At 42.4% G+C, this 12,776-nt stretch carries 12 protein-coding genes; 3 read left to right on the forward strand and 9 right to left on the reverse strand.

The window, feature by feature from the left end:
* Positions 1 to 33 precede the first annotated feature (33 nt).
* From dnaE to J3P40_RS07405, 3 genes are all read left to right on the forward strand, one after another.
* Entirely contained in the window at positions 34 to 4,461 is a 4,428-nt protein-coding gene (gene dnaE, locus J3P40_RS07395; RefSeq protein ID WP_256004238.1) for a DNA polymerase III subunit alpha, read from the forward strand.
* Positions 4,462 to 4,531: 70 nt separating this feature from the next.
* Positions 4,532 to 4,849 carry a thioredoxin gene (gene trxA / locus J3P40_RS07400; protein WP_256004239.1) on the forward strand — a complete coding sequence of 106 codons (318 nt, stop codon included), beginning with the start codon at positions 4,532 to 4,534 and terminating at the stop codon, positions 4,847 to 4,849.
* A 64-nt stretch (positions 4,850 to 4,913) separates the two neighbouring features.
* A complete protein-coding gene (locus tag J3P40_RS07405; RefSeq protein WP_256004240.1) occupies positions 4,914 to 5,828 on the forward strand; it encodes a DUF58 domain-containing protein in 915 nt (304 codons plus the stop codon).
* 7 nt (positions 5,829 to 5,835) lie between these two features.
* Here J3P40_RS07405 and J3P40_RS07410 read toward each other — a convergent pair whose 3' ends face one another.
* From J3P40_RS07410 to J3P40_RS07450, 9 genes are all read right to left on the reverse strand, one after another.
* Positions 5,836 to 6,288, reverse strand: coding sequence for a hypothetical protein (locus tag J3P40_RS07410; RefSeq protein ID WP_256004242.1), 453 nt, complete (start codon positions 6,286 to 6,288; stop codon positions 5,836 to 5,838).
* A gap of 9 nt (positions 6,289 to 6,297) precedes the next feature.
* Positions 6,298 to 6,828, reverse strand: a complete 531-nt coding sequence (locus tag J3P40_RS07415; RefSeq protein WP_256004243.1) for a hypothetical protein — start codon at positions 6,826 to 6,828, stop codon at positions 6,298 to 6,300.
* Between the two features lie 33 nt (positions 6,829 to 6,861).
* Positions 6,862 to 7,422, reverse strand: coding sequence for an RNA polymerase sigma factor (locus J3P40_RS07420; RefSeq protein WP_256004244.1), 561 nt, complete (start codon positions 7,420 to 7,422; stop codon positions 6,862 to 6,864).
* Positions 7,423 to 7,454: 32 nt separating this feature from the next.
* Positions 7,455 to 8,414, reverse strand: a complete 960-nt coding sequence (locus J3P40_RS07425) for a transketolase family protein (RefSeq protein WP_256004245.1) — start codon at positions 8,412 to 8,414, stop codon at positions 7,455 to 7,457.
* 1 nt (position 8,415) lies between these two features.
* On the reverse strand, positions 8,416 to 9,261 hold the full coding sequence (locus J3P40_RS07430; RefSeq protein WP_256004246.1) for a transketolase: 846 nt from the start codon (positions 9,259 to 9,261) through the stop codon (positions 8,416 to 8,418).
* Positions 9,262 to 9,342: 81 nt separating this feature from the next.
* Entirely contained in the window at positions 9,343 to 9,804 is a 462-nt protein-coding gene (gene bcp, locus J3P40_RS07435) for a thioredoxin-dependent thiol peroxidase (RefSeq protein ID WP_256004247.1), read from the reverse strand.
* Positions 9,805 to 9,808: 4 nt separating this feature from the next.
* Complete coding sequence (locus tag J3P40_RS07440) at positions 9,809 to 11,530, reverse strand: peptidoglycan DD-metalloendopeptidase family protein (RefSeq protein WP_256004249.1); 1,722 nt, start codon at positions 11,528 to 11,530, stop codon at positions 9,809 to 9,811.
* 1 nt (position 11,531) lies between these two features.
* On the reverse strand, positions 11,532 to 12,143 hold the full coding sequence (locus tag J3P40_RS07445; RefSeq protein ID WP_256004252.1) for a fumarylacetoacetate hydrolase family protein: 612 nt from the start codon (positions 12,141 to 12,143) through the stop codon (positions 11,532 to 11,534).
* 29 nt (positions 12,144 to 12,172) lie between these two features.
* Positions 12,173 to 12,691 carry a T9SS type A sorting domain-containing protein gene (locus J3P40_RS07450; RefSeq protein WP_256004255.1) on the reverse strand — a complete coding sequence of 173 codons (519 nt, stop codon included), beginning with the start codon at positions 12,689 to 12,691 and terminating at the stop codon, positions 12,173 to 12,175.
* Positions 12,692 to 12,776: the final 85 nt, after the last annotated feature.

Consider the following 12,776-nt stretch of genomic DNA (forward strand, 5'->3'; position numbering starts at 1 on the left):
GGTTTACGCGTTAAAAAATCAGTATTTTTGGGTATGTATTTGATTTTTGATACGGAAACGACAGGTTTGCCCAGGAACTGGAACGCGCCGATTACTGATACTGATAACTGGCCGAGGTGTATACAGATTGCCTGGCAGCTGCATGATGATTTTGGAGCGCTCATTGAGAATCAGGATTTTCTTGTTAAGCCGGACGGATTTAATATTCCGTACGATGCTGAGCGTATCCATGGTATATGTACAGAACTCGCTCAAGAGCAGGGTGCTGATTTAAAAGAGGTACTCATCAAATTTAATGAGTCACTTTCCAAAGCAAGTTTCGTGGTTGGTCAAAATATTGGTTTTGATATAAATATCATGGGCTGTGAGTTTTTCAGGCTGGGCATGGAGAGTCCGCTTTCACAGTTGCCGGTTCTCGATACCTGTACGGAATCTACAGCTGAATTAATTAAGCTGCCAGGAGGGCGCGGGGGAAAGTTCAAACTACCCAATCTTACTGAACTTCATCAGTACCTTTTTGGTGAGCCGTTTGCTGAAGCGCACAATGCCACTGCAGATGTTGAGGCAACTTCGAGATGTTTTCTTCAATTAATCGCAATAGGGGCGTTCAAGCCCGAAGAACTAAGAAAGGACGTTGAATATCTGAGGAGGTTTAAAGAGCAAAATCCTGGACTAATTAACTGTGTGGGCCTCAAGCACGTGAATCTTAAAGCGGCTTCTGAAGATATCAGGAAGCGTTTAGGGAGATCGGCTGATGGTGTTTCCAGGCAAGTAGACAAAGAAGCTCAAGAGAGACTTAAAACGGCTGTTTTTGCTCACCTCCATAATCATACACAGTTTTCTGTGTTGCAGTCTACAACCAATATCCCCGCCTTAATAAAAGCTGCAGCTGCCATGAAGATGCCGGCAGTAGCTATGACAGACCATGCGAATATGATGGGTGCTTTTCATTTCGTAAGTCAGGTACTGAACCACAACAAAGCTGCTGAGGCCAAAAATGCTGCCGCTGTAGATAACGGCGAGCCTGCGACTGAAACGATTATAAAGCCGATAGTTGGCTGCGAATTTTTCGTATGCGACGATCATACCGATAAGAAGAGGAAGGATGACGGGTACCAGGTTGTCTTTTTAGCAAAAAACAAAAATGGCTACCATAATCTGGCCAAGATGTCCTCAATCGCCTACACAAAGGGATTCTATTATGTTCCTCGAATCGATCGACATATTATTGAGCAGTATAAAGAAGACATTATTGTCCTTTCCGGTAGTCTTTATGGTGAAGTATCGAGTAAGTTGCTGAATATAGGAGAGAGGCAGGCGGAGGAGTCATTGTTGTGGTGGAAGTCTGTGTTTGGAGAAGACTTCTATATAGAGATCATGCGTCATAATCAGGATGACGAAAATATTGTGAACGCATCACTGATATCGCTGGCTAGAAAGCATGAAATTAAATTGATTGCTACCAACAACACCTACTATATCAGTAAAAAGGACGCCAATGCACACGATATTCTTTTGTGTGTTAAAGATGGAGAGAAGCAGGCAACTCAGATAGGCAGGGGACGGGGGTTCCGTTACGGGCTACCTAATCAGGAATATTATTTCAAGTCTTCAGATGAAATGAAGGTGCTCTTTTCTGACCTTCCTGAAGCTATAACAAATATTCAGGAGGTAATTGATAAGATAGAGACATACAAGCTGGCCCGCGAGGTGTTGTTACCTAAGTTCGATATCCCACAGGAATTTGTAGTTGCAGAAGATGATACAGATGGTGGTAAGAGGGGTGAAAATAAGTATCTCAAACATCTGACCTATGAAGGTGCCAGGCGCAGATATGGAGAACTTTCTCCAGACATCATAGAAAGACTGGATTTCGAGTTGCATACCATTGAGAAGACGGGGTATCCGGGCTATTTTCTGATTGTTCAGGATTTTATCGCTGAGGCAAGGAAGCTTGATGTTTCGGTAGGGCCGGGGCGGGGTTCTGCCGCAGGATCTGTAGTTGCCTATTGTCTCGGGATTACAAACATAGATCCGATCAAGTACGATCTTCTTTTTGAGCGTTTCCTCAACCCCGACCGGGTGTCAATGCCGGATATTGATATTGACTTCGACGACGAGGGCCGCGGAAGGGTAATGGATTATGTGATTAGGAAATATGGAGCTAATCAGGTTGCCCAGATCATTACTTACGGAACTATGGCTGCGAAGTCGTCTATCCGGGATACAGCCAGGGTACTTGATCTACCCTTATATGAGGCTGACAAAATTGCGAAGCTGATACCGAACATGAAGTTGGCGAAGATCTTCAGTTTGGAGGAAAAAGCTTTGAAGGAGGCATTGCGTGCAGACGAATATGAGAAGGTTTCGGAGCTTAAGAGTATGGCCTCCGCTAAAAATCTGAGCGCCGAGACTATTCTTCAGGCTCAGGTATTGGAAGGCTCGCTCCGGAATACGGGGATACATGCCTGCGGTGTTATCATAACGCCAGATGATATTACCAATTTTGTACCGGTGGCAACTGCCAAGGACTCGGACCTGTATGTGACGCAGTTTGATAACTCGGTAGTAGAAAGTGCCGGCCTCCTGAAAATGGACTTTTTAGGGCTTAAAACGCTTACCCTCATTAAGGACACCGTTAAGCTTGTGAAACAGGGCCAGGGGATAGAGCTTGACCCGGATAGGTTCCCTATTGATGATGTAAAAACATATGAGTTGTTTCAACGCGGAGAAACCATAGGCATATTTCAATATGAAAGCAGTGGAATGCAGAAATACATGAAGGAGCTAAAGCCCACGGTGTTTGGCGACCTGATCGCTATGAATGCGCTCTACAGACCAGGGCCGCTTGAATACATACCGAGTTTTGTAAGACGTAAGAATGGTGAGGAAGAGATTAAGTATGATCTTGAAGCTTGTGAAGAATACCTAAAGGAAACTTACGGAATTACGGTCTACCAGGAACAGGTTATGCTTTTGTCGCAAAAGCTCGCGGGTTTTACAAAAGGTGAAGCAGACGTGTTACGGAAAGCGATGGGTAAAAAGCAAAAGGATGTCCTTGATAAAATGAAACCCAAGTTCATTTCACAAGCGGCAGAGAAGGGGCATGACGCTGTGATCCTTGAGAAAATTTGGAAAGACTGGGAAGCCTTCGCCTCCTATGCGTTTAATAAGTCGCACTCCACATGTTATGCCTGGATTGCCTACCAGACTGCCTACTTGAAGGCACACTACCCCGCCGAGTACATGGCGGCAGTGCTATCAAACAACATGACCGACATAAAGCAGGTAGCATTCTTCATGGAGGAATGCAAACAAATGGGAGTATCTGTGTTGGGCCCTGACGTGAATGAATCGGATATTAAATTTTCAGTGAATGCAAATGGCCAGGTCCGGTTCGGGTTATCGGGGATAAAAGGTGTAGGTGAAAAGGCGGTAGAAAGTATCATAGAAGAGCGTGTTGCTCATGGCCCGTATAAGAGCGTTTATGATTTCGCTAAACGATCCAACACGCGTACTGTCAATAAAAAAGCCTATGAAAGCTTTGTTTATAGTGGTGCGTTAGACGGCTTCGGATATCATCGTGCGCAGTACTTCTTTGTCGGTGTCAACGACAAGATGAACGGCATTGAAAAGATGATCAAATATGCCAATGACTTCCAAAACAACGAGTCTTCGTCTCAATCGTCGCTTTTTGGAGGTTCCGTAGCGAATCTTATTCTGGAACCTTCTCTACCTGTAGCGCCGGAATGGAGTTTAATTGACCGTCTGAAATATGAAAAGGATTCGATTGGGATCTTTTTGAGTGGACACCCCCTTGATAATTACAGGCTCGAACTTAATGAGTTTTGCCAGCACAAAGTTAAGCATCTGGCGCTGGTCAGTAAAATAAGATCCGGCGACAGCAACGAAGAACTTGTTGCAGAATTTGATTCGATCAAGAATCGGGAACTTGTAGTGGGTGGACTTGTCGTGGCCTCTTCACAGCGGATGACAAAGACTGGTAAACCTTTTGGTACAATCGTGTTTGAGGATTACGACGACACGTGCGAACTTGCTCTTTTTGGAGACGATTTTATCAAGTTCAAGCAATTTCTTACAGAGGGGTATTTTCTTCAGATACGGGGTAGGGTCGCTGAGCGGTTTAGAAAGGAGGGCGACTGGGAATTCAAGATTACCGCTATAAATCTGCTGTCAGAAATAAGAGACAAGCTCGCGAAATGTGTGACTATTCAGGTGCCTCTTGAGCGGGTTACAGACGACTTCATGCGTCAGATAAACGACATTTTAGAAATTAATAGGGCAGAAACCGAACACCAGAGTTGTCAGCTGTTATTTGATATATACGACAGTGAGCAAAGTGTAAATATTAAAATGCCATCTAAAACAATGAAAATAAATCCAAATAACCGGCTCCTAGAACAATTGATTCAACTCGATGTTAATCCTAAGTTGAACTAATGTCATATTGGCACTGCCAGGTTGATGGCATTACAATTGATAATATATTTGTAAATAAAAATTTGAAATTATGGCTTTGGAAATTACGGATGCAAACTTCGAGGAAGTTGTATTAAAATCAGATAAACCCGTTTTAGTTGATTTTTGGGCAGAATGGTGTGGTCCATGTCGCATGGTGGGCCCGTCAGTCGATGAAATATCTAAGGAGTATGAAGGGAAAGCAATAGTAGGAAAGGTAAACGTCGATAATAATCCACAGATATCTACTCAGTTTGGTATCAGAAATATCCCGGCTCTACTGTATTTTAAGAACGGTGAGGTTGTCGATAAGCAGGTTGGAGCTGTTCCTAAGTCTGTGCTGTCTCAAAAGCTTGATAAGCAGTTGTAGTCGACAAAAAAATATGTAAGGAAAGCGTTCATGATTCAATGGACGCTTTTTTTATATTTACTATATGCAAATCATCAATGAACAGGAGGACGGTTTTTCGAATCTAGACTTACTCGCTCAGCAGGTCGTTGAGGGTTTTATCACAGGTTTACATCAAAGTCCATTCCACGGCTTTTCCGTTGAGTTTTCCGAGCACCGCTTATATAACGCTGGGGAAAGTGTGAAAAGCATTGACTGGAAACTTTATGCAAAAACGGAAAAGCTTTTCAGTAAGCGGTATGAAGAAGAAACAAACCTTCGGTGTCAGTTTGTTTTGGACGTTTCTTCGTCCATGTATTTTCCGAACGGTCTCAATAACAAGCTCCGCTTTTCGATATTGGCAATTGCAGCATTAATTAAATTGTTAAGACGCCAAAGAGATGCATTTGGCTTAAGCATTTTTACAGATCACCTTTTAGTAAGTACAGACACTAAATCAACATTATCTCATCAGAGGTATCTCTTCGCTGAGCTTGAGCGGGTTTTCAAAGAGAGGGTGCAGAATCGGAAGACAGATTTGACTCAAATACTTCATCAGATAGCAGAGTTGGTTCACAAGCGATCATTGATCGTACTATTTAGTGATATGCTTCAATCATACAACGCTGAGGCTGAGATCGATCGGATGTTTACTGCGCTGCAACATCTGAAGTTTAACAAGCATGAAGTGATAATATTTAATGTGTCAGACAAACAGAAGGAGATTGACTTTAATTTTGGGAACCACCGTTATGAGTTTATCGACTTAGAAACTGGTGGCCGCATAACTACCTTCACAACTGACATCAAGCGTCAATACGCTTCAAGAATACGCGACTATTATAAGGCTCTTCAACTAAAGTGCGCTCGTTATAAAATAGATCTGATTGATGTGGATATACAGCAAAATGTTGATCAGGTTTTAGAGAAGTATTTAATCAAGAGAAAAAGAATGGGTTAAACGAACTTTAGTTGCGGCCCGGTCTTGAAGTTCGGTATCTCGATAAAATCTCCCGTTTAAATGCCTCCTGAGCCCGATAGAACTTGCCGACGGTTTTAATAGGCAGGTTTGATTTTAATTTGAAGTAATATTTCTTGTCTAGATTGAGCTCTTTTTGTCTCATGGTAAAATCGTTGAGAATCAACGCTTGCACTTCATTGTCATTCAGTTGTTCAATTTCGTCAATCTTTCTAAAACTGATCATCCTTTGCGTACGCTCCTTGCGCAGAAGTTCCTGCTCGTTTTGCCACTGATTATAAATAGGCCAGAAAATCTTCGCATCACTTGGAGACAAGTCTAATTTTTCTGTTAGATAAGCGATTTTATACCGTTCAATCTCAACAAGGCGCGATTCCCGGGTACCTTGAGCGTACAAACCAAGAGGTATCGATAGAAAAATAACTGCGATTAAATTCTTCATTCTGTTCATTTATAGATTGCTTGCCAAGTCGCTTTGTGAGTAATTATCAAGAATATACTTTTCGAGTGCCTGATCTTCCGCCGACGCTATAGGATCGCCCTGATTTAATGACTCAATGTGTTCAATTATAACTTGCTCGTCGATGTCAAACAAAACCTGTTCGCTAACAATATCATTGAAACGCTCCTCTTGAGCGCTTTGAGACTGACTCAACCATTTATTTCCTGCCATATACCCGGCAGCCAGCAAAATAACAAAACACGCCACCGACGCATATTTAATGAAGCCGGAAGGCCACAATCTGGTGATTTTAGCTGGTTCTCCAACCTTCGCAGACGTTTTAGAAATAATCTCTGCGGCTAATTGCTCAAAGTAATTCGACGGCACAATAAAGCCGCTATTTGTACTTGGGGGAAACTTTTCTAAAAAAATTCTGGCTCGTACTTGATCGTCCAGTTCTTCAAAGTAGTCTGAAGGAATCGTGAACCCAGTATCCTTCAAGCCCTTCATCCATTCCAAGTGTTCTAAATTCTCTTCCATTGAATTATATTGATGGAATAATTGGCAAAAGGTTTAAAACCGAATGTCCTCATTTAGCATAAAGGCCTCAATTTTTTTAACGGCGATATGAAAGGATGCCTTAAGTGCACCAACACTCGTTCCTGTAATTTCAGAAATCTCTTCATATTTAAGTTCATCGAAATACTTCATGTTAAAAATCAGGCGTTGTTTTTCGGGAAGTGTAAGTAACGCCTTCTGCAACTTTAGCTGGAGTTTGTCGCCGTCAAAATACGGTGAAGCTAAAAGCGTTCTCTCCAGTTCGCCTGACACCTCGTCCAATGAGGTGTTGTTTTGCTGCTTCTTTTTGTTTAAAAAGGTGATTGACTCATTCGTTGCAATCCTGTACAGCCAGGTGTACAGTTGCGAATCGCTGCGAAAATTGGCAAGGTTTTTCCAAACTTTAACAAAGACATCCTGTACCAGGTCGTCGGTGTCGTCATGATCAATGACCAGCCGTCTGATATGCCAATATAGTTTTTGTTTGTATTTCTGGATAAGCAGATTGAATGCTTCGTCTCTCGTCTCCGGTGAGGAGAATTTCTTTAAGATCTCAGCGTCTTCAACCTGCTTCATTATGTCTGTTGCTGTTTCCGAAATTGGCTTTTCTACTTGCCTGCGCGCTTCATTACTTTTTGTGTTGCTGCAACTATATCGGCGCTATCCAGTCCGTACTTTGTCATCAACTGATCCGGGGTTCCACTTTCTCCAAAGCTATCGTTAACAGCAACAAATTCTTGAGGCGTTGGTAGTTCGGTTACCAATAGTCTCGAAATGCTCTCTCCCAGGCCGCCATACTTATTATGCTCTTCACAGGTAACGACGCATCCTGTCTTTTTAACCGACTTCAGAATGGCCTCTTCATCAAGTGGTTTTATTGTATGGATGTTAATGATTTCTGCATCGATTCCCAATTCAGCTAATTTTTCGCCCGCTTCAATTGCTTTCCAGACCATATGTCCTGTAGCTACAATAGTTACATCTTTACCCTCATTCACCATCCATGCTTTTCCGATCTCGAACTTCTGGTCCGGATCTGTAAACACAGGTATTACTGGTCTTCCAAACCGCAAATACACTGGTCCATGGTGTTCAGCAATGGCGATAGTAGCAGCCTTAGTCTGGTTGTAATCGCAAGGGTTAATCACGGTCATGCCTGGGAGCATTTTCATCAGGCCTATGTCTTCAAGAATCTGGTGGGTTGCACCATCCTCTCCTAACGTAAGGCCGGCATGAGAGGCACATATCTTGACATTTTTATCAGAATAAGCAACCGACTGACGAATTTGATCATAAACCCTTCCGGTTGAGAAGTTGGCGAACGTTCCGGTAAACGGTATTTTACCGCCGATGGTAAGTCCTGCAGCGATTCCTATCATGTTCGCTTCAGCAATTCCCACCTGGAAAAAGCGTTCGGGAAATTCTTTAATAAACGCGTCCATTTTTAACGATCCGACGAGGTCAGCGCATAAGGCGACAACTTCTGGATTCTTTTTGCCGGCCTCCAACAGTCCTGCGCCAAATCCGGAGCGCGTATCTTTCTTCTCCGTGTATGTATATTTCTTCATCTTAGTAATCAGTTTGAGTACTGGTAAGTTGCGCAAGCGCTGTCGTTAATTGCTCGTCATTCGGCGCTACGCCGTGCCACTTGTGTGACCCCATCATAAAGTCAACACCATAACCCATTTGGGTGCTCATTAAGTTCAATATTGGCTTACCTTTTCCGGTAAGCGATTTGGCGTAATGGAGGGCCTTTACAATGCTATCCATATCATTCCCGTCGGAGTCTATCACATGCCAGCCGAAGGCTTCAAATTTAGCACGTAAATTTTCTAAGGAAAGGACTTTTTCTGTTGGACCATCGATCTGCTGGCCATTGTAATCAACAGTAGATATCAAATTATCTACTTTATTAAACGGCGCATACATGATGGCCTCCCAGTTTTGACCCTCTTGCAGTTCTCCGTCACCATGCAGTGAAAATACAATGGATGAGTCTTTATTGAGCTTTTTAGCTAAAGCCGCACCTATGGCCACAGACATACCTTGTCCCAATGAGCCCGAAGCTACACGCACTCCGGGCAGTCCTTCATGCGTTGTAGGATGTCCTTGTAGTCGCGAATCAAGCTTTCTGAAAGTAGCCAGCTCACTAAGCGCAAAATATCCCGATCTTGCTAAGACACTATAAAAAACAGGTGATATGTGTCCGTTAGACAGGAAAAACAAGTCTTCGTTTTTTCCATCCATCTGAAAATCCGATGAGTGATTCATCACCTCAAAATAAAGAGCCGTCATAAAATCTGCACAGCCAAGTGACCCCCCAGGGTGTCCTGACTGGCAGGCATGGACCATCCTTACAATGTCCCTTCGAACCTGAGAAGCGATGTCCGTTAATTCATTAATTGTATGTTTCATTTATTTGGGGGTTATATAAAATAATAGCAAACTTATGTAAAACTAGGGTACTAACCATAGCGAACGAAAAAAAATGAAATTTCAACTAAGCAGGCTAAGCACCTGGCCCGAAGAATTCTTTGTGTCAACTTTTGTTATGATATGTAAGATATATCCTTCTTCGTCAATAACAAATGTTGTTCTGTTTGTACCCATATAAATCTTACCATACATATTTTTCTCTCCCCATACACCATATAGCTCAACGAGCTTTTTGTCCGGATCGGCAAGCAGGGGAAAAGGTAAATTGTGTTTTGTAACAAACTTCTGGTGGGATTTCTCATCATCAATGCTTACACCCAATACAACTATCCCTTTCCCGATCAAACTTTCATAGTTGTCTCTGAAATTACATGCTTCCGCTGTGCAGCCAGGCGTATCATCCTTCGGATAAAAATAGAGGATAACTATCTTTCCTTTAAACTGGCTTAGGGAAACCATATTACCGTTCTGGTCCTTCTCAATGAAGTCCGGGGCCTTTTGACCTGCTTTTAGTTGTGTCATGCTGCTATTTGTAAAAGGTTACATTATACGTTTTGGCGTTGTTTTTCATATCTGTAACAACAAGCTTAAAGGTATGTTTACCAGATAACGTAAGATCATCAAAGGTGTGCCAGAGCGTTGCGGTCTTAGCGTCAAATTCCATAAGTACCCATTTGTCGTCTATATAGCCGTTGAAGCTTTTAAGACCCGATAGGTCATCCCTTATTTTAAACGTTACCTTACTCACGTTTCCCATCCGTTTTCCTTCTGATATATTGAGCGGGGTGATGGTTGGGGCTATTGTGTCGACAGAAATATAATAATTACCAAAAGTTCGTGGCGTTGCTTTAACGTAACCGTCTTCAAATGATCCGCCCTGTGATATTCCGGATGCGTTAAGGATCACAGCCTTTTCCTGATAAGGGATCAAAGTGCTGTCAGCTTTTATCCAAAGCTCAAACCCCGTGTGCAATGGAACTTTGTTGTTATGAATCTGATAGGATGATGAGTATACATTATATGACTGGCGCGGCAACTTTTTGGCAGAGAAATAGACATCGTTATAAAGCGTTCCCTTGGTCAAAATCACCCTCACATCATCCTTAATGTATTCATTTCTATCGGTGAATTTAAAGATTGTATCTGCCTTAACCTCCGGCGTTTTAATGACCGCTTGGTTGTCCGACTGAACGTTAAACGTTAAGGTGCTCTTATTTCCGCGGCCATCTATTACCGTGTATTTCATCCGGTGAAGTTTGCCGTCATTAAATGTTACGCGGCCATAATTTAGAATATTACTGTAAATTTTAAGCGGGTTGCCAGGATCAACAAAACTCTTTTGAATCGATATCTTGGTTTTAAGGTAATGCGGATAATCGATATGAGCATTGATGGCTCTGCTGTTAACGAACTCAAAGCGTTCCATAGAGGAACTGTATATCACCGTTCCATCAAGTTCAAGTTGAATCGCGTACACGCCATTCAGGCCAGAAGCGCCGGTATGGCGATCGTTTGTGACGATTCCGAACCCTACCTCACCGCCCAGGCGCAGGGTAGTTACGTGATGTATCCGGTAGTTTCCAGCTGAACCAGTAAGCCGAAAGTACTGTTTTGGAGTCAATTCATTAAAAACCTTATGATTCAATCGATACACATATAATGAATGTATCACGGGGGGAACGTTGTCCGGTATCTCTATGCCAAATAGTTGAGGATTTATAGTTGCCTCCGTTTTAGAATCTCTTATCTCAAAATGGAGGTGCGGTCCGGCCGATCCACCGGTATTCCCCGAATAAGCGATCACCTGTCCCTTTCGTACTGGTAAGAGCGAGTTATCAACAAGTTCATCTACCTCAAATGACTTTTTATAGTATTGAATGCGTTTTACCTGATCGGCTATCTCCGGGCCAAATCGCTGGAGATGCGCGTATACAGAAGTGAATCCATTGGGGTGGTTAACGTATAAGGCAAGTCCAAAGCCTCCATTCTGCACTCTAAGGCGCGATACGAAGCCATCAGCCACAGCAAAAACCGGATAGCCCTCGCGTTGATTGGTGCGGAAATCAAGTCCGGAATGAAAGTGATTAGACCGCAATTCACCAAAAGAGCCGGAAAGCGCTGGAGGTTTGATGTCCAGGGGCTGACGGAAGTCAACCAACGGATATTTGTTGTTACTCCATACTGGTTGACTATACGCGAATATTGGCACAATTGCCCAGATTATAAGAACTGATAAAATTCTGATCATACTACCTGATGTCAAATTTTAATAGCTCTTGTCCGCATAGCCAAGCCTGTAACTTATCGCCCGGGACTATGCGACCTACGCCTTCTGGCGTACCGGTGAAAATTAGGTCCCCTTTTTTTAATGTAATATATTTTGATATGAATGATATGATGTTATCAAATGAGAAGATCATATCGCGCGTGTTGCCAAGCTGTTTCGTTTCCCCGTTTACGTCCAGTCGAAAATCAAGATTGTAGATGTCTTGGAAGTCTGACTTTGGTAAAAAATTGCTGATTGCCGCGGAATGATCAAATGCCTTGGCCAATTCCCATGGCAACCCTTTTTCCTTATGTTTTGCCTGGATATCCCTCGCGGTGAAATCAATCCCGAGTCCTATTTCTTCGTAATAGTTTGATGCGAACTTTTCGGAAATATGTTTACCTTCTTTACATATTTTTAATATTACCTCAAGTTCGTAATGGATATCGGACGAGAAATCGGGGATATAAAAAGGTTTTCCATCCCTTAAAAGGGCAGTATCAGGTTTTAAAAAAATTACAGGTGTTTCAGGTACCGGATTGCTTAATTCTTTCGCATGTGCCGCGTAGTTCCTTCCTATAGCAATTATCTTCATATTCTATAAAGAGCATCCAATCAGTGTGCTTACAAAACAGATATCCGTTTCACTATTGTTTCAGCTCCTGCCGAAATTCTCAAAAAGTATACACCAGGGTTTAATCGATTTGGAATAGCGTAGTTTTTAGTCTGCTCGCCCTCTCTTAGTCGTTCGTTAGCCAAAGTCACCACTTCATTGCCAAGCATATCAAGTATCCTGACGGAAAAATTCGCTTCCTGGTCAAGACGAATAATGAGATTAACCTTGTCATTTACCGGGTTGGGATAAATTTTAAGAACAGTTAGGTTTTTTTCAGTCCTCTGGGGGACGTAATCCAAGCCTCTTAGGTTGGAGAAACCATCGTAAGGTATTTTCCCTAAATAATACTTAGCCCTATAATTCGGAAGATCTACTTTAATTTGTGGTACTTTATTGATTTTCTTCGCACGCATACTGTTTAAGGCGCTGTCAGCCTTTTGAGCAAAACTCTGGTTCATGCCGAGTTGACCTACAAATAGTAAGCATATGAAATGCATTATAAGCGCTATTTGGTTGTTTTTGCTCATGTTTGGTGCGTCCAAAAATATAAATAAAAAAACAAAATCTTCAATCGTTTTGTTCGGCAGAAGAACATTTAACAATATTTAACAC

The sequence above is a fragment of the Pedobacter deserti genome (genome assembly GCF_024436415.1).
GTDB classification, from domain to species: domain Bacteria; phylum Bacteroidota; class Bacteroidia; order Sphingobacteriales; family Sphingobacteriaceae; genus Pedobacter; species Pedobacter faecalis.